At 35.9% G+C, this 24,913-nt stretch carries 27 protein-coding genes and 1 tRNA gene; 14 read left to right on the top strand and 14 right to left on the bottom strand.

Annotation, left to right across the window (positions count from 1 at the left end; genetic code table 11):
- From gwsS to FHR29_RS14575, 8 genes are all read right to left on the bottom strand, one after another.
- A complete protein-coding gene (gene gwsS, locus FHR29_RS14610; protein ID WP_243655474.1) occupies nt 1-1,089 on the bottom strand; it encodes a grasp-with-spasm system SPASM domain peptide maturase in 1,089 nt (362 codons plus the stop codon).
- The gene (locus FHR29_RS14605; protein WP_165902457.1) at nt 1,086-1,289 is read right to left on the bottom strand and encodes a hypothetical protein; all 204 of its coding nucleotides are present in this window, start codon (nt 1,287-1,289) and stop codon (nt 1,086-1,088) included. The genes gwsS and FHR29_RS14605 overlap by 4 nt, the downstream gene beginning before the upstream one ends.
- A 1-nt stretch (nt 1,290) precedes the next feature.
- The gene (gene gwsG / locus FHR29_RS14600; protein WP_183915510.1) at nt 1,291-2,193 is read right to left on the bottom strand and encodes a grasp-with-spasm system ATP-grasp peptide maturase; all 903 of its coding nucleotides are present in this window, start codon (nt 2,191-2,193) and stop codon (nt 1,291-1,293) included.
- A gap of 118 nt (nt 2,194-2,311) precedes the next feature.
- Nucleotides 2,312-2,533: a TIGR04139 family peptide modification target gene (locus FHR29_RS14595; protein WP_132771937.1), complete on the bottom strand. Its 222-nt coding sequence runs from the start codon at nt 2,531-2,533 to the stop codon at nt 2,312-2,314.
- An 18-nt stretch (nt 2,534-2,551) separates the two neighbouring features.
- Complete coding sequence (locus FHR29_RS14590; RefSeq protein WP_183915508.1) at nt 2,552-2,758, bottom strand: TIGR04139 family peptide modification target; 207 nt, start codon at nt 2,756-2,758, stop codon at nt 2,552-2,554.
- A 162-nt stretch (nt 2,759-2,920) separates the two neighbouring features.
- Complete coding sequence (locus FHR29_RS14585) at nt 2,921-3,145, bottom strand: TIGR04139 family peptide modification target (protein ID WP_132843965.1); 225 nt, start codon at nt 3,143-3,145, stop codon at nt 2,921-2,923.
- A 337-nt stretch (nt 3,146-3,482) separates the two neighbouring features.
- The gene (locus FHR29_RS14580) at nt 3,483-3,776 is read right to left on the bottom strand and encodes a barstar family protein (protein ID WP_132771934.1); all 294 of its coding nucleotides are present in this window, start codon (nt 3,774-3,776) and stop codon (nt 3,483-3,485) included.
- Between the two features lie 391 nt (nt 3,777-4,167).
- Nucleotides 4,168-4,252 (bottom strand) — tRNA-Ser (locus FHR29_RS14575).
- A 121-nt stretch (nt 4,253-4,373) separates the two neighbouring features.
- Here FHR29_RS14575 and FHR29_RS14570 point away from each other — a divergent pair.
- The 13 genes from FHR29_RS14570 to FHR29_RS14510 all read left to right on the top strand — a co-directional run bounded on the left by FHR29_RS14570 (nt 4,374) and on the right by FHR29_RS14510 (nt 18,328).
- On the top strand, nt 4,374-6,416 hold the full coding sequence (locus FHR29_RS14570; protein WP_221197859.1) for a M13 family metallopeptidase: 2,043 nt from the start codon (nt 4,374-4,376) through the stop codon (nt 6,414-6,416).
- Between the two features lie 96 nt (nt 6,417-6,512).
- Nucleotides 6,513-6,824, top strand: a complete 312-nt coding sequence (rplU, locus tag FHR29_RS14565; RefSeq protein ID WP_021189835.1) for a 50S ribosomal protein L21 — start codon at nt 6,513-6,515, stop codon at nt 6,822-6,824.
- A gap of 43 nt (nt 6,825-6,867) precedes the next feature.
- The gene (gene rpmA / locus FHR29_RS14560) at nt 6,868-7,143 is read left to right on the top strand and encodes a 50S ribosomal protein L27 (RefSeq protein ID WP_183915506.1); all 276 of its coding nucleotides are present in this window, start codon (nt 6,868-6,870) and stop codon (nt 7,141-7,143) included.
- 176 nt (nt 7,144-7,319) lie between these two features.
- On the top strand, nt 7,320-8,063 hold the full coding sequence (locus FHR29_RS14555; protein ID WP_168128078.1) for a hypothetical protein: 744 nt from the start codon (nt 7,320-7,322) through the stop codon (nt 8,061-8,063).
- 3 nt (nt 8,064-8,066) lie between these two features.
- The gene (locus FHR29_RS14550) at nt 8,067-8,663 is read left to right on the top strand and encodes a hypothetical protein (protein ID WP_237682869.1); all 597 of its coding nucleotides are present in this window, start codon (nt 8,067-8,069) and stop codon (nt 8,661-8,663) included.
- 205 nt (nt 8,664-8,868) lie between these two features.
- Nucleotides 8,869-9,831: an SUMF1/EgtB/PvdO family nonheme iron enzyme gene (locus FHR29_RS14545; protein ID WP_021189838.1), complete on the top strand. Its 963-nt coding sequence runs from the start codon at nt 8,869-8,871 to the stop codon at nt 9,829-9,831.
- Nucleotides 9,832-9,853: 22 nt separating this feature from the next.
- The gene (locus FHR29_RS14540) at nt 9,854-11,167 is read left to right on the top strand and encodes a Gfo/Idh/MocA family protein (RefSeq protein ID WP_132771920.1); all 1,314 of its coding nucleotides are present in this window, start codon (nt 9,854-9,856) and stop codon (nt 11,165-11,167) included.
- A gap of 15 nt (nt 11,168-11,182) precedes the next feature.
- Nucleotides 11,183-12,229 carry an FAD:protein FMN transferase gene (locus FHR29_RS14535; protein ID WP_183915504.1) on the top strand — a complete coding sequence of 349 codons (1,047 nt, stop codon included), beginning with the start codon at nt 11,183-11,185 and terminating at the stop codon, nt 12,227-12,229.
- A gap of 8 nt (nt 12,230-12,237) precedes the next feature.
- Nucleotides 12,238-13,158 carry a hydroxypyruvate isomerase family protein gene (locus tag FHR29_RS14530; RefSeq protein ID WP_132771918.1) on the top strand — a complete coding sequence of 307 codons (921 nt, stop codon included), beginning with the start codon at nt 12,238-12,240 and terminating at the stop codon, nt 13,156-13,158.
- 92 nt (nt 13,159-13,250) lie between these two features.
- Nucleotides 13,251-14,501, top strand: a complete 1,251-nt coding sequence (locus FHR29_RS14525; RefSeq protein WP_031288192.1) for a nucleoside permease — start codon at nt 13,251-13,253, stop codon at nt 14,499-14,501.
- 36 nt (nt 14,502-14,537) lie between these two features.
- Nucleotides 14,538-16,226, top strand: a complete 1,689-nt coding sequence (locus FHR29_RS14520; protein ID WP_132771916.1) for a GMC oxidoreductase — start codon at nt 14,538-14,540, stop codon at nt 16,224-16,226.
- Between the two features lie 19 nt (nt 16,227-16,245).
- Nucleotides 16,246-17,676: a Gfo/Idh/MocA family protein gene (locus tag FHR29_RS14515; protein ID WP_168128081.1), complete on the top strand. Its 1,431-nt coding sequence runs from the start codon at nt 16,246-16,248 to the stop codon at nt 17,674-17,676.
- Nucleotides 17,677-17,695: 19 nt separating this feature from the next.
- Entirely contained in the window at nt 17,696-18,328 is a 633-nt protein-coding gene (locus FHR29_RS14510) for a gluconate 2-dehydrogenase subunit 3 family protein (protein WP_021189842.1), read from the top strand.
- A gap of 51 nt (nt 18,329-18,379) precedes the next feature.
- On the opposite strand, the gene FHR29_RS14505 is transcribed toward FHR29_RS14510, so the two are convergent.
- Nucleotides 18,380-19,105 carry an acyl-[acyl-carrier-protein] thioesterase gene (locus FHR29_RS14505; RefSeq protein ID WP_183915502.1) on the bottom strand — a complete coding sequence of 242 codons (726 nt, stop codon included), beginning with the start codon at nt 19,103-19,105 and terminating at the stop codon, nt 18,380-18,382.
- Nucleotides 19,106-19,310: 205 nt separating this feature from the next.
- Here FHR29_RS14505 and FHR29_RS14500 point away from each other — a divergent pair, with 205 nt between their 5' ends.
- The gene (locus FHR29_RS14500) at nt 19,311-19,577 is read left to right on the top strand and encodes a hypothetical protein (RefSeq protein ID WP_021189844.1); all 267 of its coding nucleotides are present in this window, start codon (nt 19,311-19,313) and stop codon (nt 19,575-19,577) included.
- 39 nt (nt 19,578-19,616) lie between these two features.
- On the opposite strand, the gene FHR29_RS14495 is transcribed toward FHR29_RS14500, so the two are convergent.
- From FHR29_RS14495 to FHR29_RS14475, 5 genes are all read right to left on the bottom strand, one after another.
- On the bottom strand, nt 19,617-20,666 hold the full coding sequence (locus tag FHR29_RS14495; RefSeq protein ID WP_021189845.1) for an endonuclease/exonuclease/phosphatase family protein: 1,050 nt from the start codon (nt 20,664-20,666) through the stop codon (nt 19,617-19,619).
- Nucleotides 20,667-20,858: 192 nt separating this feature from the next.
- Nucleotides 20,859-21,077, bottom strand: a complete 219-nt coding sequence (locus FHR29_RS14490) for a hypothetical protein (protein WP_132771913.1) — start codon at nt 21,075-21,077, stop codon at nt 20,859-20,861.
- 11 nt (nt 21,078-21,088) lie between these two features.
- Nucleotides 21,089-23,368, bottom strand: coding sequence for a cation:proton antiporter (locus tag FHR29_RS14485; RefSeq protein WP_183915500.1), 2,280 nt, complete (start codon nt 23,366-23,368; stop codon nt 21,089-21,091).
- A gap of 93 nt (nt 23,369-23,461) precedes the next feature.
- Nucleotides 23,462-24,172, bottom strand: a complete 711-nt coding sequence (locus tag FHR29_RS14480) for a LytTR family DNA-binding domain-containing protein (protein WP_021189847.1) — start codon at nt 24,170-24,172, stop codon at nt 23,462-23,464.
- Complete coding sequence (locus FHR29_RS14475) at nt 24,165-24,881, bottom strand: sensor histidine kinase (RefSeq protein WP_183915499.1); 717 nt, start codon at nt 24,879-24,881, stop codon at nt 24,165-24,167. The genes FHR29_RS14480 and FHR29_RS14475 overlap by 8 nt, the downstream gene beginning before the upstream one ends.
- Nucleotides 24,882-24,913 lie beyond the last annotated feature (32 nt).

The raw sequence follows: 24,913 nt of genomic DNA, 5'->3' as shown, positions 1-24,913 counted from the left end.
TTAATTTTTCGGAGCCAATTGTTCAAAACCATAGTACGTTATCGCTTGTTGTTTTAGCGGATTCATAGACCATTCCGACCATTCATTGCTATAGGGGTCATAGCCACATTTTAAGGGTTTGGAAATATCCAAACCTTTTTTATTGTATTGGGAACGTTCTGTAAAAGCCCTGCAATCGGTGCATACATTTCTAAATTCACAATCTTTACAAACCATTATTTCTTCTTTTGTCAGATGCCAATATTCCTGAACCGAATTTTGCTGTAATACTTCTTCTAAAGTCATCTCTTTTATGTTACCAAAAGATTGTGGCATTGCTGGACAGTTCTTGATATTACCATTTATATCGATTCCAATCTTTTTGTGAAGGCAAGAATTATGATTTATAGCCTCTAGAACTTTGGGCATATTTGTATTGAAATAATCTGTGTTTACTTTTCCGCAGGAATTAATAGATAGTGCATCTTCAGTAAAATCAACCATAAATCTGAAACTGGAATTCGATAGCACAGGGACTTTTTCACATTGATAAAATACAAGATGATAAATCCGCTGACTTCGATCATGAACAGCTTGAAGAAAAGCTTCGTTAAGAGCAGTAGAATAGGCTGTAAATATTTCTAAACCTTCTAAAGGTGTATTTTCAAAAGCACGGTCAAAATCGATGATCTCTTGTGAAGATGCTGAACTTCTGCAAAAAACAACCACATGTTTAATATTTAAATTGGTTATAGATTTTATTAATGTTTCTGGTACGGATAGTTTTTCAATTTCTATGAATAAATTGGAAACCAATTGATAGTCATGGTACTCGTAAGATAGTGGGGGGAAATTTCTATCCCAATCGTTTTCCGTAATAAAACCATATTCCTTTTCCAATAAATAATCGAGATATTCTTGGACAATCATTTTGGATTCTGGATCATAATTGTCAAGTACCGATTCAATGGAACTCGATTTTAATTCTTCAATAAGCTCATACAATTCTAACGGATATAATTTGGAAACATTTCTCCCTAAATCGGATATTAGTATACGATTATATCCCTTTGTTATAAAGATGTCAGTGTACAAATTAAAAAATCTCATATCAGTCTTGTCAATCGTTTAAATGGTTTTGTCCGTAACAAATAATCTGTTTGATACGTTGAACATTTTAGATAAAGCGATGAACCTGAACTGGAATCTAAATTATTCGAACTTTTACCATCATACAATTCCATGTATTCAAATGTCAGAGGAAGCTTATTCTCTTCTTTTATAATCAGGTCTTTTACTTTTTCTTCCATATTATAGATATGTTGCTATTTCTCTTTCTAATCCATAGTTGCAGGCATTGGACATTCCTAAAAATTGACCAATGGCATTAATTTCTAAAAAATAAAACTTATCGCCAGATTTAATAAAATCTAAAGACCCTGAATTTAGATCTAATGCCTGCATCAATACCGTAATTTTTTGCTCTACTTCCAGAGGTAGGTTATACCGGACATTTCTATTGGGAATTTTGCTGTTGTATCTTCTATGATCAATCTTTGTTCTTTCATCATTTTGTGATATAATGGCTGTAGAATAAATTTTTCCATTTAAGTAGAAACTTCGTATCTCGAAATCTTTTTCGATCTTATCTTGAAAAAAAGAAATAAAGAAATTGGATTCTTTCTTTTGCTCGATGACCGATGTGTACATAATGCCATTCTGATTTTCATGAACCATATCTATTATCGGCGTACCAGAAATGGGTTTCACAATGGTTTGATTGATGATAACATCCTTCATATCTTCAGCCAAAAAATAAGGAGGTACATCCAATCCTACTTCTTTTGCTTTTTCTAAAACCAATAGTTTGTTAACATGACTATTACTTTCCTTATTGATGTGTTTTTTTCCTTCCAAAGATTTGATTACATAATCTGTTAACCAGTGCTGCACTTCAAACATATAGCGATTTATAGCTTGATTCTCGTACTTTAATGTATCAAATGCGATATATCCTCGTCGATACCATACAGCAGTTATTTCATCAAGAAAAAATTGATTTCGCGTGCTTTTTAAAAGAATTCTTTTTTCTGCAGTTTTGATTTCAAATACCTCGTTTTCATGAATACGGATAAATTCCTTCTTCATAGCAATAAGCCACTTTATGACCGTTGTGGTCGTGATTTCATTGTTTTTAGAGATGATTAAAATCATAAATTTGAGTAGTGTATTATTTTTAAGTATAACAGTCTTTTTAAAAACATAAGCTGCTTTTGCAAACAAAAGCAGCTTATGTTTTAGAAATATATTTCGATTAAAACTGAAATTTAGTTTAATCTAGGTGAGGAAATCGGCCATCTTTGATCCATACTCTTGACAGGTATGTACCGCCATTTCCATCATAAACATCTACATCAGAGCAACCATGTGCATCGACGAAGTTTGAACGTATTTCATAAACACCACCAGACATGGCTAATCCGCCTACCGTATTTATATCGATTTTCTTCTTTTCCAAAGCAGAAAAATCCTTCATTCCAGTTAATTTCTTCATAACCTTAAAATTGAAATATTAACAACCTGAACAATCATAAAATCTAGCACGCCATTTACCTCCATGATAGTAATCTACATCCTGACATCCATTTTCATCTAAGAAATTAGATCTGATATACTGAGGCCCACCAGCCAAACTACCTAACACAGCATTAGAATTATCTAAGTCTAGTTTTTTGTTTTCTAAAGAAGAGAAACTCTTCATTCCATTTAATTTTTTCATTTTTTTAAAATTTATAATTAACAAATTCAATGTACAATTGCTTGTGTTCTTTAAAATCAATCAGTAAGTCAATGGGACTCGGGCAACATACATATTCGCCAGGTAATCAATGTTCTTTTGAATAATGTTAGATGTACACGATGTGATGAATCGATTCAGTTCTTACCAAGAAACGTCACAATCTGACATATCCCATCCTCTTCCAACAAATCTACTACCGATGTACATATCATAATCTTGAGCACCGTCTGCATTTAAAAAGTTAGAAGAAACTTGGGTGAAACGTTCCTGAGATAGACGACCTCCAGTAACACCTTCCACATTTTCTAAGTCTAATTTTTTGTTTTCTAAAGAAGAGAAACTCTTCATTCCATTTAATTTTTTCATTTTTTTAAATTTTATAATTAACAAAGGCCATGCACCATGTATGTATTCTTTAAAAATAATCAATTTAAAAGAGGTCTTTTTAGGCAATAAATATTCGGTTGGTATTTATGTATTTTCGAATGCTTTGGGTAAATATTCGGTTGATTAATAATTTTCTACGGTACGTTTTACATCATTAAATTTCAAAAAAAATACATGTAAAAAATGAGAAAGCCCAGCTTTGTAGCTGGGCTTTTTAGTAGTTTAGGGAGGGAGTGTTATCGTTAGTCACCTATGTAGACGCTTTAAGCGATAGATAATCACGCCCATCATTTATTCTTTATACTACAATTATTTCTTAGTCTTTTGTCTCAAATTCAATATGATCGTGGTATGCGATTATCGCACATAAAGTATCTGTAAGTTTCTCTCCTAATTCGCTTCTGCTTTTAGAAAATTTTGTCCAAACAATTTTTACAGATGTCGCATAATCGTAAACACCAAAACCGCCACAAAGTAGGTCATTAAACGCGTCTAAATTATGCCCCGTTTGCCAATCAAGATCTTTCGTCAAGACTTGGTCGACTTCATGATAGAAACTTTCTAAATCAGAAAAATTGTCTCCGTTTATTATGATTGTCAGTTTGTCCATTTTAATCTTACATTATTATGTTCGCTCCTAATGGTTCAGCAAAACCAATCTACAAAAAAAGTAGGAATGATACCTATGCTACAGGAAGACTTTATCTAAAAATAAAACCATTCGTTATGCTTATTCACTTTGTCATGTAAGTGTGTGATGTTTTATTTCAATATTCAATTTACTCTTTTGAGTATAAACTGTCAAGATATTCAACGACTGGTCACGTAATGACCTTGTTTGTTTTATATCTAAGAGTTCATTTTAGCGAGACCCTAGCTAACCATCTTTTAGGGTCTCGCTGGAAATGAGAAGTATTTAAAAAAACGATATGGCGTGTAAAAGAAAAACCCTACAAATTGTACAATTTGTAGGGTTTTGATACGTTTTCCTTGTTAGGATGCGGAGAGGGCGGGATTCGAACCCGCGGTACCGTTAAGTACACACGCTTTCCAAGCGTGCTCGATCGACCACTCTGACACCTCTCCGTAGTCTGTTGGCAAAAATAGAAGTATAATTCTATTTTCCAAAACAAATTTTATTAAAATGTGTTATTTCCGCATTAATAAAAAAACTACCTTTACTCAAGGTGTTTGAAATAAGAAAATTATGGTCAATAAAAAATTATGGGCAATATTACCGATTGCTGCTCTAGCATTTGGTTGCCAATCCAATAAAAGTTCGGATCAGAAACAAGCAGATCGAACTGTATTTTTAGATGTATCCGGTATGGATACGACAGTTCATCCAGGAGATAACTTCTTTATGTATGCCAATGGACAATGGTTGAAGAAAACAGTTATTCCTCCATCAGAGTCTGGCTGGGGATCATTTTATACCTTGAATGATGAGAACTTACAAAAGCTTCATGGTATTTTAGATAAGGCCGCTCAGTCCAATAGTAAAAGAGGTACGGATCAACAAAAGGTTGGCGATTTCTATTCCAGTGGAATGGATACCCTTACGATAGAAAAGCTTGGAATTTCACCTATTCAGGCTCAGCTGAAGAAAATTGATGATTTAAAATCCATCGAAGAACTGATTGCTTATAGTGCCGACGGTTTTAAAGAGGGGGAGGGAGATCTTTTCTCATTTTATATCGCTGCCGATGAACGTATGAGTAATAAAAATGCCGCTACTTTTGTACAGGGTGGACTTAATCTTCCTGAATCAAGTTATTATTTGGATCAGGATGAAAAGGCAAAGAAAATACGTGAAGCTTATACGAATTATCTCAGTAAGCTGTTTACGCTTGCCGGTCAACAGGCTACAGCTAAAGCGGATGCAGAATCTGTCCTTAAGATTGAAACTGCAATTGCGAAATCTCATCTTAATCCAGTTGAATTACGTGATCCGATTAAAAATTATAATAAAGTTGCGGTAGCAGCTTTTCAAAAGGAGACACCTAATCTGAACTGGAATGATATCTTGGGCAGATTAGCAATTAAAACAGATACTTTATTGGTACAGCAACCGAAGTTTTATGTTGCTCTAAATAATTTGTTGAAATCTGAACCGCTACCAGTATGGAAACTTAAATTGAAGGCGGATCTGTTGAATTCATCAGCAACAGCATTGACAAAAGACTTCCGTAATGCACAGTTTGAACTGTATGGTAAAACTTTGCAGGGACAGAAAGAGCAAAAGGAACGCTGGAAACTTATGGTCAGTACGGTTGATGATAACTTAGGAGAAGTACTTGGAAAATTGTTTACCGAAGAATACTTTAAACCTGAGGCTAAGAAAAGAATGTTGGAGTTAGTTAATAATTTAGAAATCTCATATCGTGACCGTATTGAAAAGTTAGATTGGATGACTCCTGAAACCAAGAAAAAAGCGATCGAAAAACTGCAAGCTTTTACTAAAAAGATCGGATATCCAGATAAATGGAAAGATTATTCTGATGTAGAAATCAATAAGGATACTTATTATGCCAATTTACAAGCTGCATCACGTCATGCTTATAAGGAAATGATCGACAAAATGGGCAAACCAGTTGACAAGACTGAGTGGTTGATGACAACACCTACTGTCAATGCATACTACAACCCACCTTATAATGAAATTGTATTTCCTGCAGGAATACTACAGTTTCCATTTTTTGATGCAAATGCGGACGATGCAATCAACTATGGTGCTATAGGAGCTGTAATCGGACATGAAATGACGCATGGTTTTGATGACCAAGGCCGTCAATATGATAAAGAAGGAAATCTAAAAGATTGGTGGACTCCAGAAGATGCGACTAAGTTTACGACAAAAGCTAATCAGGTAGCCGCCTTATACGATGGTTTTACTTTACTGGATAAACAACATGTGAATGGAAAATTGACATTAGGAGAAAATTTAGCGGATATTGGAGGTCTTAATATTGCATTCGATGCTTTCAAAAAAACAAAGCAAGGACAAGATGCAACCAAAATAGATGGATTTACACCAGATCAACGTTTCTTTTTAAGTTTTGCTCAAGTTTGGCGTATTAAAAATAGTGATGAGCGAATGAACATGCGTTTGAAAGTCGATCCGCATAGCCCTGAAGAATTTCGTGTCAATGGTCCAGTCTATAATATGGAAGCTTTTTATCAAGCATTCCAGATTCCAAAAACTGCGAAGATGTATGTAGCACCCGAGAAACGTGTTGCTGTTTGGTAGTGGTAAATAAAAAGTGTAATATATTTTTAGAATTGAATAATAATTGCTAATTTTGCCGTTCATTAACAATAAACACATTTAATTAATTTATTAACAATGTACGCAATAGTAAATATAGCAGGACAGCAATTCAAGGTTGCAAAAGACCAATTTCTTTTTGTGCACCGCTTACAAGGAGAAGAAGGCGCTAGTATTGAATTTGACAATGTATTGTTAGCAGAAGATGGTGGTAAATTCACAATCGGTACTCCGAACGTGGCAGGTGCTAAAATTTCGGCTAAAATTTTGTCTCATTTAAAAGGTGATAAAGTTATCGTTTTCAAGAAAAAACGTCGTAAAGGCTACAAAAAGAAAAACGGTCACCGTCAACAATTCACTAAAATCCAGATCACTGGTATTACATTATAATTGAATTTTTAATCAGACATTAGTCTTAAATTGAGATAAAGAAATGGCACATAAAAAAGGTGCGGGTAGTTCTAAGAACGGCCGTGAGTCACATTCGAAACGTTTAGGTATCAAAATCTTCGGTGGTCAAGCTGCTATCGCTGGTAACATCATCGTTCGCCAACGTGGTACTAAACACAATCCTGACTTAAATGTTGGTATTGGTAAAGATCATACATTGTTTGCTTTAGTTGATGGAAAAGTACTTTTCCGCAAAAAAGCTAACAACAAATCTTATGTTTCTATTATTCCTGCAGAAGTTCCTGTAGAGAAGGCATAAGTTTTTTTGCTACACAATATTTGTAAAAGGCGTTAAGTTTACTTAACGCCTTTTTTATGTTTTTAAAGCTTAAGTAAGAGCTTCTTAATAAAATTGTATACATTTATTTCTTCAAGAATCAAAGTTTGGTACAATTTTATACAGGAATTGCAGTTTATAGATAATATTAAACGTTCATGATTTATAAAAGTCTACCTTACAGTATTCCAACAGTTGTGTTATTGTTGTTGTCATCTTGTAGTTCGATGTATATGCCCAATGTGCCAGCCGCACCAATGTTTAAAGATGCCGGTGAAGTATATGTTTCCGGAAATATTAATTTAAAGGGAAATGTTTCTGCCAGCGGAGGAGTCGCAGTTTCAGATCATATCGGAGTGATTGCAAATGGTTCTTATGTGGACCGAAAAGATAGCCCTACAGATTTTGCTCAAAAAATGGGTGAGTTGGGTATTGGCTATTTTACGACTTTTGGTCAACGGCGCAATCGTATTCTCGAAGTATATGCAGGTTATGGGATGGGTGTTGTAAATGAACTAGATACAAGGACATCAACGGCGGGGCCGGCAGTGGTAGAAAGCCGAGATATGGATTTTAATAAAATATTTGTCCAAGTCAATTACTCTTCCACAAAACGGGAGAAAATTCGTTTATTTGGTGGAGATCGCGCCCTGAACTATGGTACAATTTTACGATTGTCACATGTAAATATGACCGATTTTAAAATAAATCAGCTTAATGCAAATAAAGAACAGAATGTTTTGATAGAACCTGTATTCTATACCCGTATGGAAGTAGGGCGTGGTTGGCAGATACAATATATGACTGGTATGAATTTCGGTTTGATGAGCAATGATTATTTGAAAGCAGGGCATCCGATAAATAGTTTGGGAATTCTTTATAAATTTGGAGGGAAAAATTAAATTATGATAAAAGCATTGAAAAAGAATTGGCTATTGATGTTAATGAGTGTGGCATTTTTGAGTAGCTGCGGGATCAGTAGGCAAAAAGCCCAGATTGAAAATCTTGGTAAGTGTAAGTTTGATATACAGTCTGTTGATAGCATTCGTGTAGCGGGAACTTCCATTCAAAAAATAGTGAAAGCAGATGGTATTGATCTATCGGCACTACCGAGTGTAGCTTTGGGAATGTTGCGTAAAAATATTCCTTTGGATGCCGTAATTCGCTTGAAAATTGAAAATCCGACTTTAAAGAAAGCTGCAATTAATCAGTTTCAATATATTATTCTGTTTGAAAAAAAGCAATTAGCAGAGGGGATTGTTAATCAGTCGATTTCTTTAGACCCTGGACAATCTACGGTGGCCTCGGTAAGATTAAATACTAATATTTATGAGTTGATCAATAATGGTGATTTAGCAGGATTTATAGGATCTAATTCAAACACTAAAAAAGGTTTGTTTACAATAAAGATTAAACCTTCTATAAATGTCGCCGGTAAATCAATTTTTTATCCCGGATATATAACGATTGATCGTGAAGTTAGCCGTAATATTTTATTATAAAGGATACTTGTAATTTTCAAATAGGGTCTGTAAAACATTGTCTTACAGACCCTATTTTTTTTATTCAATTGTCATTTTTTATCTGTGTAATAAAAAAGTTATGATACTTATTGTTTAAATTACACAATGAAATTAATATCTTAGACAAATAATATATCTGGATTAGTGGTGGGTGATGACCAATTATTTATAGAAAAAAATAGAAATGCGTAAAAGTTTACTTGCTCTTATCTTGTCAGGAATGTCCAGCTCGTTGTTTGCACAGCAAAAGGTGGAAAGCTATGTACAAGAAATAAAAGGGACAAAATTGAAGTTTGACATGGTTGCGATTCCAGCTGGCGTATATAAACAAGGTGGGAATGTTAAAGCAGATGAAAAGCCTATTCATGAGGTAAAAATAGCTCCCTTCTGGATAGGGAAATACGAGGTAACCTGGAACTTGTTTGAACCTTTCTTGTATAAAGATTATGAGTTGACTCAAAGTATAGATGGCAAGATCACTCCCGAAGTGGATGCAGTAACACGTCCTACAAAACCATATTTAGATATGACCTTTGGTATGGGTAAAGAAGGTCACCCAGCTTTGGCCATGACCCATTATAATGCAATTCAGTTCTGCAAGTGGCTGTACGTACGTACAGGAGTTTTTTATAGATTGCCAACAGAAGCGGAATGGGAGTATGCTTGTCGCGCCGGAAGTGATAAAGCGTATAGTTTTGGAGATGATGCCGCTTTATTGGATCAATATGCTTGGCATAAAGGCAATAGTGACGGTTCAACACATCTTGTTGGAACTAAGAAGCCAAATGCTTGGGGTTTATTTGATATGCATGGAAATGTTTCAGAATGGACTTTTGATCAATATATCGAAGATTATTACCAGCAGTTTGACGGTAAAGTAGCTGATAACCCCGTTGCAATACCTACTAAATTATATCCCAATAGTGTAAGAGGCGGTGCCTTTGATAGTGAAGCTGTAGATTTAAGAAGTGCATCTCGGGTAGCTTCAGATCCATTCTGGAAACAACTAGATCCACAAATTCCTAAAAGTAACTGGTGGTTCCCTGAAGCTCCATTTGTAGGAATGCGCTTAGTAAGACCTGTGACACCTCCTTCGCATGAAGAAATAATGGCCTATTATGATAAGGCTCCAATTAAAGATTATTAATTATAACCAAAAAACCTAAAATATGGAAAATTTTGAACGTCGTGATTTTTTAAAAACGACAGCAGCTATCGCAGGCGGGACAGTTTTAAGTTCAGTGCCATTGGTAGGAGCATTTGCCGCAGGAAGCGATGTAATTAAAGTTGCATTGATCGGTTGTGGTGGACGCGGTACAGGTGCAACTTTTGACGCCCTAAGCTCAGGATTTAATATTAAAGTCGTTGCATTAGCTGATGCTTTCAAAGATAATTTGGACAGCACATATAAAACATTAAAAGATAAATGGCAGGATAAAATTGATGTTCCTGAAAAAAATAAATTCGTTGGATTTGATGCCTATAAAGAAGCTATTAAATTAGCCGATGTGGTGATCTTAACAACTCCTCCTGGATTTCGTCCGATTCATTTTGAAGAAGCTGTGCGCCAAGGTAAACATGTATTTATGGAAAAACCTGTTGCCACAGATATCCCAGGGATCCGTAAAGTTTTGGCAGCTGCTGAAATTGCTAAGAAGAAAAAACTGAATGTAGTGGTGGGTCTTCAACGTAGGTATCAAACAAACTATAGAGAAGCGATTAAAAGAATTCACGAGGGTGCAATCGGTGATGTTGTTTCTGGACAGGTATACTGGAATAGTGGTGGTGTTTGGGTAAGACCACGTAAGCCGGGACAGACAGAAATGGATTATCAGATGCGCAACTGGTATTATTTTAACTGGTTATGTGGTGATCATATCGTAGAGCAGCACGTTCACAATATTGATATTGCCAATTGGGTCAAAGGTGCATACCCGGTACGTATTCAAGGTACTGGTAGCCGCGCACATAGAACAGGTAAAGAATATGGTGAGATCTATGACAACTTTGCATTAGAGTTAACTTATCCTGATAACTCAGTTGTATACAGTCAGTGTGCGCACTTCGAGGGGGTTACAAACCGTGTCGACGAACAGTTTCAAGCAACAAAAGGTAGAGCTTACCTGTCAGCAAATGGACAAGCAGTACTTTGGGATGCTAAAGGAAATGAAATCTATCGTCATGAACCAAAAGGAAATCCAAATCCTTATCAACAAGAACATAAAGAATTGTTTGAAGCAATTTCAAAAGGTGAATATAAATTTGATAATGCAGAATATGGTGCATATAGTACTTTAACAGGTATTATTGGTCGTATTGCATGTTATACAGGAAAAGTAATTAAATGGGATGCCGCCTTAAAGTCGGAAATCGATATTATGCCTACAAATTATGCATGGGATGCTTTACCTAAGATATTACCAAAAGAAGATGGTTCGTACCCGGTAGCTATACCAGGTCAGAATACAAATTTATACATTTAATAAGAGGATGCATTCATGTATTTTAAATCATGGATACTGCTCACAATTAGTTTTTTTGGCTTGTGCAGCATAACAGCTGCACGAGCTGAACAAGCTTCTTATTCTTTAAAATCTCTCCGAAAAACTGTTTTATCTGGCCCTGCTCAGGGTACTTCTTATCATATTACGTATTTTGATACACAGGAGTTAGTTTCAAAAAATGATATCGATAGTGTTTTGAAAGTCATTGATTTGTCGATGTCGATTTATAACCCATCCTCTACAATAAGTCTATTTAATAAAGAGGAGAGAACTGCTGTAAAGCTAGATCGTCATTTTCAAAAGGTGGTTGATGCATCATTCCGCTATAATCGCATCACGAAAGGTATTTTTGATATTACGGTAGCACCGCTTGTCCAATTGTGGGGGTTTGGACCTAAACAGATTAAACATTTTCCAGACTCAAATGAAATCAATGCAACCCTAGCGTCTGTGGGAATGGATAAGTTAATTTGGAAAGCTCCTTATCTTAAAAAAAGCAAACCTAACGTTAGTATTGATGTCAATGGTATTGCACAGGGGTATTCAGTAGATGTCTTGGCTAAATTTCTTGAAAGTAAGCATATCAAAAATTATATTGTGGAGTTAGGTGGAGAAATGCGTGTTAAGGGAAGAAATCAGGCAGGTGAATTTTTTAAAATTGGTGTTGAAAGACCATCCTCCAGCCACAATCAATTACTGAAAACCGAAGTTGTGCATATCAAATCTGGAGCATTGACGACTGCTGGAAATTTTGAAAAGTACATGATGAATGGAAAACAGAAGATTAGTCATCATGTCAATCCTTTGACGGGATATATGTTTTCTAGTCCAGTAGTCAGTGTTACAGTATATGCAAAAACTGCAATGGAAGCAGACGCCTTGGATAATTATTTTATGGCCCTTACACCAGATGAGATACTTGATTTTGTGAAGAAGAGAAAGAATTTAGAAGTTTATATTATATTTAACAATGAAAAGGGAGAAATAGAAGAAAAGTACTCGAAAGGGTTTTCCAACTTTTTTCTAAAAAAAACAATATAAATGAAATTATGAAAAGATCTGAATTTTTAAAAAACACCTTATTGGTTGCAGGTTCCGCTGTGAGCTTGAATACTTTAGCGGGTGAACAACAACAGAAAAAAAATAAGGCAGGAGCAGTATTTAACTTAGATTATGCACCGCATCAGGGCATGTTCAGTGCAACTGCTGGTAAAAATTTTGTTGATGAGATAAAATATATGCATGAACTGGGATTCAGAAGTATCGAAGATAACGGTATGACAGGACGCAGTATCGATGAACAAAAGAAAATAGGTGAAACGTTGGCATCTCTTGGGATGCGTATGGGCGTTTTTGTTGTTCCAAAGGGCGGGAACGGTGCCAATACTTTAGCTGCAGGTAAACAAGAATACATTGATATCTTTCTAAAAGGCTGTAAAGAGTCTGTGGAAGTAGCAAAACGTGTCAATGCAAAATGGGTAACGGTTGTTCCTGGCGATTACGAACGTAATCTATCTATCGGGGTACAAACTGGTAATGTGATTGAGGCATTGAAGAGAGGTGCAGAAATTTTTGAACCACATGGCATAACGATGGTACTGGAGCCTTTAAGTGACAGTCCTGATTTATTTCTTAGATATTCAGATCAGACCTATGAAATATGCAAAGGTGTGGGAAGTCCTTCATGTAAATTATTATATGATGCGTATCATATGCAAAAGAATGAAGGTAATCTCATTCATAAAATGAATGAGTGCTGGAATGAGATCGCTTATATTCAGGTAGGAGATAATCCAGGAAGAAGGGAACCTACTACAGGCGAAGTTAACTACAAAAATGTGTTTAAATGGCTTCACGAGAAGGGATTTAAAGGCGTGGTCGGTATGGAGCATGGTATGTCCAAAAGTGGCAAGATCGGCGAAGAAACTTTGGTCAACGCTTACAGAGAAGTAGATAATTTCTTAGTGTAACTTGTACAATTGTTTTTTTTATGCTAGATTGTCATTTTAAAAACCAAATTCTTGATAGAAATCTCTTATTTTAAAATAAACTAAAACATATAATGTCCACATCTATTAGATTTAAATTATCCTTCATGATGTTCCTGGAATTCTTTATCTGGGGCGCATGGTTCGTTACATTGGGTACATACCTGAGTAAAAATTTACAAGCACAGCCGCTTGAAATTGCGAATGTTTTTTCAACCCAATCATTAGGTGCTATTATTGCTCCTTTTATTATCGGTATGATTGCCGATCGTTACTTTAACGCGGAACGTATATTAGGCGTGTTGCATATCATCGGTGCGGTATTGATGTATCAAATGTATAATGCAACTGAAATTTCTTCTTTTTATCCTTATGTATTGGCTTATATGGTTTTATATATGCCAACGCTATCATTGGTAAATTCGGTATCATTCAGACAGTTGACCAATCCTGAGAAACAGTTTTCTAATATCCGTATTTGGGGAACTATCGGTTGGATCATTGCTGGTCTTTCAATCAGTTATCTGTTTAAATGGGATGCAGCAGAAGCTTCATCTGCTGGAGCTTTGAAAAATACCTTTTTAATGGGGGCTATTGCTTCTTTGGTGTTAGGTTTATTCTCATTTACATTGCCTAAAACGCCACCTGTTAAAATTGAGTCAGATCAGAAACCATCATTCTCATCTATCATCGGATTGGATGCTATCAAATTATTGAAAGACCGTAATTTCTTGATTTTCTTCGTTTCATCGATTTTGATCTGTATTCCTTTGGCATTTTACTATCAAAATGCCAATCCATTTTTAGATCAAATAGGAATGGAAAATCCTACTGGAAAAATGACAATTGGTCAGATTTCAGAAGTATTATTCTTATTAGCATTACCTGTTTTCTTTTCTAAATTCGGTTTCAAGAAAACGATTTTGGTTGGTATGCTTGCTTGGGCATTAAGATATATCTTATTTGCTTATGGTAATGCGGGCGATCTTTCTTTCATGTTGATATTAGGTATTGCTTTACACGGTATCTGTTACGATTTCTTTTTCGTTTCTGGACAAATTTATACCGATAGTAAAGCTGGAATCAAATATAAAAGTGCTGCACAGGGTTTGATTACATTAGCGACTTATGGGGTAGGTCAGCTTATTGGATTCTGGGTTGCAGGTTTTATCGGAGAGAAATATGCATACTTGCAACAAGCTAATGTTGCTGATTTTTGGAAACAAACATGGATCATTCCTGCGGGAATAGCATTCGTAGTCTTTATTATCTTTTTAGTTGCTTTTAAAGATGAGAAGGTCGAGAATAAAGCGGTTGCTGAATAAATTAATAAAAGAACTAAAACTAAACAATAAAATAAAATGGCTGAAAATAACACTTATGATGCTATTGTCATTGGTTCAGGAATCAGTGGTGGATGGGCAGCAAAAGAATTAACAGAAAAGGGTTTAAAAACTCTTATGTTAGAACGTGGTCGTAATATCGAGCACGTAAAAGATTATCCGTCGCCGAATAAGAATCCTTGGGATTTCCCACATGCCGGAGGACGTACGCAAGAGATGATCAAAGAACGTCCAGTTTTGAGCAGGGATTATCCGTTAAATGAAAAAAACTTAGATTATTGGGTAAATGAACAAGAAAGTCCCTATACCGAAACTAAACGTTTTGACTGGTATAGAGGTTATCACGTAGGTGGTCGTTCATTGATGTGGGGAAGACAATCTTACCGACTTGGCGATTTAGATTTTGAAGCAAATTTAAAAGATGGACACGGTGTAGATTGGCCGATCCGTTATAAAGATATTGCTCCTTGGTACAGCTATGCAGAGAAATTTGCTGGTATCAGCGGTAACCGTGATGGTTTGGATGTATTGCCGGATGGTGATTTTATGCCTGCTATGGCGATGAATATCGTGGAAAAGGATCTTGCAGCACGTTTGAAAAAAGAATACGGTGGTAACCGCCATTTTATTATGGGAAGAACAGCAAACATTACTGTTCCTCATCATAACCGTATCAACTGTCAATATCAAAACCAATGTTGGTTAGGTTGTAATTTTGGTGCTTATTTTAGTACACAATCGGCAACATTACCAGCAGCAGTAGCAACTGGCAATTTGACATTACGTCCATTCTCAATTGTTACGAAAATCATTTATGATAAAAATACCAAGAAAGCAAAAGGTGTTGAAATTGTAGATGCGGAAACAAATCAAACGTATGAGTTTTTTGCTAAAGTGATCTTCGTTAATGCATCTGCATTTAACTCAACTTGGGTACTGATGAACTCAGCTACAGATGTTTGGGAAGGTGGACTTGGAAGTAGCAGTGGAGAATTGGGACATAACGTAATGGATCACCATTTCCGTTGTGGAGCAGGAGGTAATGTAGAAGGATATTTAGATAGCTATGTATTTGGTCGTAGACCAACAGGATTATATGTGCCACGTTTTGTTAACGTTGCTGGAGATGACAAGAAACGTGATTATGTTCGTGGTTTTGGTTATCAAGGAGCTGCAGGCCGTGGTCGCTGGTCTGGAGAGGTCGCGGAGATGAGTGTAGGTGGCGCATGGAAAGATGCTCTTACCGAAGCTGGTGATTGGAACGTAGGTTTTACTGCTTTCGGTGAGATTTTACCATACCATGAAAACAAAATTAGCTTAGACAAAACTAAAAAAGATAAATGGGGTCTTCCTGTATTATCAATGGACGTTGAAATCAAGGATAATGAGTTAAAGATGCGTGGTGATATGCAAAATGAGATGAAAGAGATGTTGGAGAAAATTGGTGTTAAGGACACATATACTTATGATAACGTGTATGGTTTTGGTCAAGGTATCCATGAAATGGGAACTGCTCGTATGGGTAGAGATCCTAAAACATCTGTTTTAAATGGTAACAACCAGGTTTGGGATGCGCTTAACGTTTTTGTAACTGATGGTGCAGCGATGACTTCTGCAGGCTGTGTCAATCCTTCATTAACGTATATGGCATTAACAGCTAGGGCGGTTGATTTTGCTGTAAGTGAGTTGAAAAAAGGTAATCTTTAATCAGTTATAAATCTAAATTATGGAAAAGAATAATTCATCAAGAAGAGACTTTCTGAAAAAAGCTGCCTTATTTGGCGCTGGAGTGACTATACTGCCCCGCCATGTATTGGGTGGAGTAGGTTTTACAGCACCGAGTGATATGTTGAATGTTGCATCTGTAGGTGTCGGTGGTATGGGGGGATCAGACGTATCGCGATTTGCAGCAAGTGGAAAAGCAAATATTGCTTACCTATGTGATGTAGATACGCGTCGTGCGGCAGATTCTGTGAAAAAGTTTCCGAAGGCAAAATTTTATAAGGATTTCCGTGATATGCTCGATAAAGAGCATAAACATATTGATGCAGTTTCAGTATCAACACCGGATCATCAGCATGCTATTGTAGCTTTGGCAGCAATGCAATTGGGTAAGCACGTTTATGTGCAAAAACCATTAGCTCATGATGTTTGGGAAGCACGTGTTTTGACACAAGCAGCCAAGAAATATAAAGTTGTGACGCAAATGGGTAATCAAGGAGCATCAGGTGATGGTGTGAGACAGATGCGCGAATGGGTTGACGCAGGGATGATTGGAGATCTGAAAGAGATCTTCTGTTGGACCGATCGCCCAGTATGGCCTCAAGGTATCCAATGGCCTACACAACAAGCTCCAGTTCCACAAGAATTGGATTGGGATCTTTGGTTAGGTACTGCTCCAAAAAAAGATTATGTTGAAAAATTGATTCCTTTCAACTGGAGAGGATGGTGGGATTATGGAACAGGTGCATTAGGTGATATGGGATGCCATAACATGGAAGCGCCTTTTAGTATCTATGGTCTTCAATATGTGAAAGATGTACAGGCAACTGTTGGATCTGTATATGTTGACGAATTTAAAAGAGGATATTTCCCAGAAAGCTGTCCGCCGTCAAGCTATGCCGTAATGACATTCCCGAAAACGGATAAAACAGCAGGAGATGTTAAGCTACATTGGATGGATGGTGGAATTCAACCACCAAGACCAGATGAACTAGGTCCTAATGAGGCTTTTGGCGACGGTGGAAATGGTATTTTATTTATCGGTACGAAAGGTAAAATATTGGCCGATACTTACGCTGCAAATCCGAGATTATTGCCTACAACTGCTTCTTATACGACTCCAAAACAAAAGTATGCACGTGTTAAAGGTGGTGCCGATGGTCACTGGGCACAATGGGTAGAAGGTTGTATTGCTGGTTATGGTAATATGCAGATGTCTTCTCCTTTTGAAATTGCTGGACCATTGACAGAAGCTTTACTGATGGCAAACTTGGCTATCCGTGGATCAGATTTGAAAGTTGATAATAAATATCCAGGAAGAAACTTACGCTTATTATGGGATAATAATAATATGCGTGTGACGAATTTTGATGAAGTAAACCAGTTCGTGAAGCGTAACTACCGTCCAGGCTGGGAAGTTAATTATACAATTTAAGTATTAAAAGAGATTGATTATGAATAGAAGAGAAGCAATTCAACGTGTCGCAATGTTGATGGGAGGCGTGGTCATTGGTTCAAGCCTTTTTCTTGAAGGTTGTTCACGCTCTGCTACTAAACAGGTAGAAGTTTTATTCGAACCTAAGACAACCGATTTATTGGGAGACTTAGCCGAAGCAATATTACCGAAAACCTCTACTCCTGGAGCTAAAGAAGCAGGCGTGGGAAGCTTTATCCCAGTGATGGTAAGAGATTGTTATACCGATGAACAACAAACTGTTTTCATGGATGGAATTAACAACCTAGATAAAAAAGCACAAGAGTTAATGAAGAAAAATTTCTTAGATCTTTCTGCTGAAGAACGTACAAGTTTTGTAAACTTACTAGACAAAGAAGCTGGTGAGTTTAATAAAAAACAAGATGAGGCGACAAAAGAAGAACGTGAGAAAAATGCTGTAAAACAAAATGAATTATATAGAGAAGTGGAAAACAAACCACCTCATTGGTTTACCATGTTTAAGCAGTTGACCTTAACAGGATACTTTAATTCGGAACTGGGATTAACTAAAGCATTGCGCTATGTGAAGATTCCAGGAAAATTCGATGGAAATTACCCTTATAAAAAAGGTGATAAAGCTTTTGCAGGTTAATTCAAAAAGATAAAGAAGAAAAGGGGGTACTTCAAGCGAAGTACTCCCTTATTATTTAGTTTCGATTTCTAAGGCGAAAGAAACACGTTCTTGCTTTGTGACCGTCATGAAATAGCCTTTATCTGTTGAGTTACCACTAATTTCTACACGGTCATTATAGCGGAGTTCTCGTAGGTAATTCATTTCTATGGATACAATTTGATTTGTAAGCACTAATTCCATCGGTAATCTGTCCATACACCAATCTAAATATTTGACATTATTAGCATGATTGACAATATCCAGATCCGATATTTTAACCGTATGGTTTTCGATTGGTTTTACGGTCTGTGCTAGATTTAGTTTTGAAAAAGGCTTTTGCGTACTGTGACGCTCTGGAAATGTTTTAAAATCGCCAAGTGCTATTGCCAGTTCCTCAGGTCCTCTTTTTACAGTATTGATAACTGCCCAATAACTTGTAGCAGTCACATAAAGTTGGTTATTGACATACACCTCAAAATTACGGGTTGATTTAGCCCCTTCTAAGTGCTGAATCCAGGTTTTTATGGTCACTATATCCATCCATTTTGGCAAGCGGTTTATTTCAAACCGGATACGGCTTAACACCCAGGTCTGATTATTTTTGGCCATTTCCCTAAAACCAAAACCTGCAATAGTCGCATGTTCACCAGCTGTGAGCTGCAGTAAATTGGAAAGATCAGAATAACGGATTCTGGCATTTGAATAGCATTGTGTAAAATTGATTTCCCAGTTTTTTTCAAATGTTGAATTGTCCATTTTTGATAAATTTCAACAAATTTAGGCATTATTATGCTGTAGCATAAGTCATTTTGTAAAATAAATGTTAAAATCGAAATAGTATTGGTATTTTATCGAGGATTCCTTACATTTAAATAAGGTTAAGTATATGTTATAACAATTAGGAGCGTTATAAATGAAATGTCTTACTTAATCAAAGTGTCAATTATAAATTATTAGTAGTATGATCGGAGAATTGATAGAAAAAGAACAAATCTCTTCATTCAAAATAGTGGCGGCGAATGAAGATAAAAGTCAAACATTTTTAGAAACTTTAAAAGGAGCTTTGCGATTGGGGAATGAATTTAAGTCGAAGACTACAATAGCCTTTCAAACAGAAGTAGGTCCTAAAAGAATAGAAACAACGGTTTGGTCGTTAACGGATAAGTATCTCCAAATAAAAAGCGGTGTATTGATTCCTCTGAGATCAATTTTAGCAATAGAATATTAAACAAAAATAATTACTCAAAAAAAGAAAAGTGCTGTTGTATCAGCACTTTTCTTTTTTTTCCTCAGCTAATTCCCGATCTTCCTGATCTAAATCTAATGTATTGTCTTCTTGTTCTGCATCCGCGGATTTTTCGTATTGTAATACGGTCAGAATTGGGAAGTGATCTGAATCAAAATTATTCAGTCTTTTCATTTTCTTTAATTTGAAGTCTGTACTACAGAAAATATGATCTAAAGGAAAGCGCATAAAAAAATGATGTGCATGAAAAGTATTCAGAAAGAAACGGCCTCTTCTCGGATCAAGTAATTGACTTGTCTTTAAAAATAATTCAGTGGTATAGCTCCAGGCGACGTCATTCAGGTCACCGCAAACTATCACTGGTATTTTTGATGCTAAAGCTTTATCTGCAATCAGAAGGAGTTCCTTATCACGTTCTGTTGACCTTGGGTTTTCACCTGGTACAGGAGGAGTCGGATGTACCGCATATAATTGAATGACCTGCCCATTTCGTAAAATTACTTTTGTATGAATGGAAGGGATATCATCCTCCACAAGAAATTTGACTTCACTTTCCTTCAATTCCAATTTAGAGTACAGCAACATACCATAAGTGTTATCTATCGGTTTCTCTATACGATAAGGATAGGCATCTGTGGCTTCCTTAAGCTGTTCCATCCATTCATGACTGGTTTCCAGTAGCAGTACCAGGTCAGCATCAGTCTTTTTAATTTCCGCAATGCAGCCTTTGTAATTGGTATTATCTTCAAACACATTTGATATCATAATACTGATGGTTTGATCGGGTATTTCCTGTTTTACTCTTAAAATCTGCTTTTTTCCAAGAGGAGTAAAGGGAATAATCTGTTTTAATAGGTATAAAATAGTCCCTGAAAGTAAGGTTACATAAATATAGAAGGTTAACGTTCTGTTAGAGAATATTAAAAGGAGCGCCAGTGACAGGGCTGTTAATACAAGCTTTTGTAGTCTTGGATACTCAAAAATTCGGAACGTCCAATAATCATTTCTTATTAATGGAATAAAACTTATAATGATTAGGATGGAAGAAAAAATATATAGAGCTGTGTGCATATGTAATCTATTTGTGCGATAAAAATAGAAAAATAATCAAGAAAAGATGATTCGGGCACAATAAAATGAGAATTGGAAGATAGCAGAAGCAGGCTATAAGGGCATCATGTATGGGGAATCGTTAAAAATGCATACACCATTATATAAACTTTTTGCTGGAGTTTATATAATGGTGTAACAATGGATCAGCTATTATTCTTCGTATAAGCGCTCAACGGCAAAACCATTTTGTTTCAGACGTAGTGCTATTTCAAACGCTTGAATATTTAGAGCTTCCAATTTTAATATTAATCCGTTACTGAATCTGTTAATATTAATGGTGATGATGTTGGGAATCTTCTTTAAAGTTTCCTCTAATTGATGAATTTTGTCTTCATTAATTAGCATGGTTTCAAAAATGTATTTTTCCATAACAATAAATATTAAGGTTTTAAAATCAATGTACTCGGTAATTTTTTCGTCCATTGCTCTTTCTCAAAAGAAATCTGTTTCCAAGCAATGAAACTTATCAGTATAATATCGAATGAAGAATAATCAATATCTTTAGTCTTGGGTTCCTCTATAATATTGATTTGATTAGGTGCCGCATAATCTAACGAACGAATAGCCTCTTTGAGCTCTACAGAAGTTTTAATGACCTCATCTTCGTCTAAGAAACTTATTTTTACATCGTTGTTCTGTACAAGTTTGTGCACATATATTAATAAGAAACTATCACTAAGTGTTTTGATAGGAACCAATATGCTTTTCACCTCTTCAGGAAGACCCCTATCGACTAAAATTCCACAAGGAATATGAACAGCTTTTAAAAGCGCTGTCGTTTTATCTTCAAATCCGCTATGATTAAATAAACTTTCTTTACCTGTTAATGAACCTAACAATCTTTCCGGATTAACGACTTTACTTGTAAACCCGATGATACTTCCTAAAACAGATCCTTCATAGACAGATTGACCGATACCTGTCAACAGTAAGTCGAAATCTTCTTCATTGGCCATTTTTGCAATGTCGTCGTTGATATTGTCGGTACCTCTAAAAATACCAGTGTACGGTTGCTCTATTTTTTCACTTTCATCATTTAATACTGAAAAATTATCTCTTTCGTATTCGATCGAATTATAAGTATTGAGTTCATTCCCGATCGAAAGATGTAATGCCGTTACCGTACTATTTTCTTTTGATTTTTTAATCAGCATATTGGCAATACGGAGTAAAATTTTTCCAGAATTTGGGTTGCCAAATGAAATCAGAATATTGTATTTATTTTTCTTCGAAATGAGATCGCCATTATTTTCGATTTCAGGCTTAAAAAATTTATTAATTAAATCTAATGCAGGCCCCGTCATAAATGTTGTGATCAAAGCCATAAGAACCAGTATTGCGAACATTTCATCAGTAAGGACTCCTAAATCATAACCTATGTTTAGAGCGACTAGTTCCATCAAACCTCTAGTATTCATCAAAGCTCCTATAGTAAGGCTACTGTGCCAGTTTTGCCCCACAAATCTTGCCGATAAAGCACTTCCAATAAATTTACCCACTACAGCAATTGTAACCACCCAGAAACAGGTTTGCCAATGTTCGGCCTCATTGAGTAATCCAATCTGTGTTCTTAGGCCTGTAAAGACAAAAAATAGCGGTAAAAGAAGTACTTGCGCTACATCTTCCACTTTTTCAATAAAGATACTTCGAAAACTTGTGTTGGTTGGCATGATTACACCAGCCATAAAAGCTCCAAATAGGGCGTGGATACCGATAACTTCGGTGGTCCATGAAGAAATCAGCAATGTTAGAAAAAAGATACCTACAATCGATTTGCCTAACCGTTCTTTAGTGGAGTGAAGGTCACCGATACGTTGGAGAAATGGTTTTACGAACCGGACCATCAATAAGACATAGCCGGCCGCGAAAGCGATCGTGTAAACTGCACTGACTACAGATCCTGCTTTTACAACCGCAATAACAGCTGCCAAAAGACACCAAGCAGTGATATCATCTGCCGCTGCACAGGTGATGGCAATCGAACCTAGTCGTGTTTTGCTCATACCCCTTTCCTGTACGATCCTTGCTAAAACAGGAAATGCAGTAATACTCATGGATATTCCAATAAAGAGCGCATATGATAAAAATGAAATACCTTCAGGTGCTGTTGTCTGGAAGATCACATAGGCGAGCCCCATCCCCAGAAGAAAAGGAAAGATAATGCTTACATGACTGATAACTATGGCATCTTGAGCTTTGTTTTTCAATATTTTCAAATCTAGCTCCATGCCGACGACAAACATAAATAGCACTAAACCTATTTGACTCAATACCCCCAGATTTCCCAAAGAACTGACTGGAAATAAAAATGTGGATATTTCTGGAAAGTAATTCCCTAGTAGGGAAGGCCCTAGTGCAATACCCGCTACGATTTCTCCAATAACAGAGGGTTGACCAATTTTTCTGAATAATATACCAAATATTCGCGCTACAAATATGATTGTTATGATCTGCAACATGAGTATTGCTAGCGGGTAGGAAAGATTTTCATGCAAATGATCTAAGAAATGTGACCATGCTGAGTTGAGTGGTACATCTGCAGTTGTATGTGGTTGATTTTCAAATTGGGAGCCCTGATGGATAATAAAATAGCCTAAAGCTATCCCAATAATTAAAATGGCTAGATAAAAAAAGGTGGAGCGGTACTTACTTTTAAACATATTTCGTCGGATTGTAAAGAGCAAGTATAATAGCTAAAGTTTTTTCTACAAAACGAATTCGTGTTTTTTGTACCAGACCAGAAAAAAAATGTACTAAACATTTAAGCTGTTTACAAAATGATCTTTGTAGGGTGCCGATAAGGTAAGTTGTTTCAGGTCAGGCATATCTTTTATTTTACACGCGACATACTGTGCTGTGTAAGACGAGACCACAGCTAATGCAACAACATTTCGTCTGTTGATCCTACAGAATTTTCCAGAAGGTAGGATCGCCAAAATTTCATCTAAACTGATGTTTTTCGCAAGAATATTTTGACCGTCTTTCATATAGATGTATTTATCCCGCCTATCATGATCGGCCACCTCAATGTAGGCAATTTGATCTATTCTTATCCTTGTTTTTCCTTGATTACTGTTTAACTCTATAACCTCTAAACCTGTTTCCTTTGTTGAGTTAAGCCACTTCAAGGCTTTATCGAAAGCAGTCTGTAATCGATCAGCCTGATAAGGTTTTCGTATATAATCCACAGCATTGAGATCAAATGCATCAGCAGCATATTCCTTATGAGCTGTTGAAAAGATAATTGCTTTGTCAGAAAGTATCCGGGCGACCTCTAGTCCGTTCATACCTGGCATATGAATATCTAGAATACAGGTGTTAAAATCAAGTCTGTCAATCTGTGCTAAAAACTTTTGGGGATTATTGAAACTTTTCACGATTTCTACGTCCTTAAAATTTTCACATAAAGCTTGAATGTAACTTAGTGAAGGAAGTTCATCATCCAATAAAATACATTTAATCATTTTGATAAAGTTTTATTTTTACGGTTACCGTGTATATATTTTCTTTTTGCTCAGTATTCAAGCTGTATTCAGTACCGTAAATATTTTTCAACCGTTTTGAAAAAGTTTTATTGCCCAATCCACCTAGGCTTGAGTCTATTTTTTGTTTTTGCATGACCCGATTAGAAACGGTGAGGTGAAAATAATCGTCGATAACCTCAAACACCACAGAGATAAAACTGTTTTCATTTTGAACATCAGCATGTTTGAAAGCATTTTCAATTGGGTTGATGGTCATAAATGGAGCAATAAGCATTTCTCCAGCTTCGGCACTAATTTTTTTTCGTATATGTAGATCAAATAAAGGACTTATTTTAAGTTTATTGATCTCTATTAGATTTTGCGCAAAAGCGATCTCATCTTTTAGCTTTACGAACGTGACATCTGTTTCATAAAGAATATAATCCAGTACATTGGATAATTTATCAAGTGCATGATAACTTTGGTAGGCATGAGACTGAATAGCGTTTAATGCATTTTTTAGTAAGTGTGGGTCCAACTTATAATAATTCGTTTCATCAGGAAGAGAAATGCTATTTAAATCTCGATTTTGTCGAATTAATAGTTTATTTTGACGTTCTAAAATACGAATCTTCCAGTAGAGGAAGACCGCTAATAAAACAAGAATAAAGAACACAAGAAATAATAAACTATAATAAAAAGTAGACATACTGACTTTGTTTTACTTCGAATATAGCAATT

The sequence above is a fragment of the Sphingobacterium sp. JUb56 genome (assembly GCF_014191365.1).
Lineage (GTDB): Bacteria > Bacteroidota > Bacteroidia > Sphingobacteriales > Sphingobacteriaceae > Sphingobacterium > Sphingobacterium anhuiense.
This window is presented reverse-complemented; position numbering and strand designations above follow the sequence as displayed.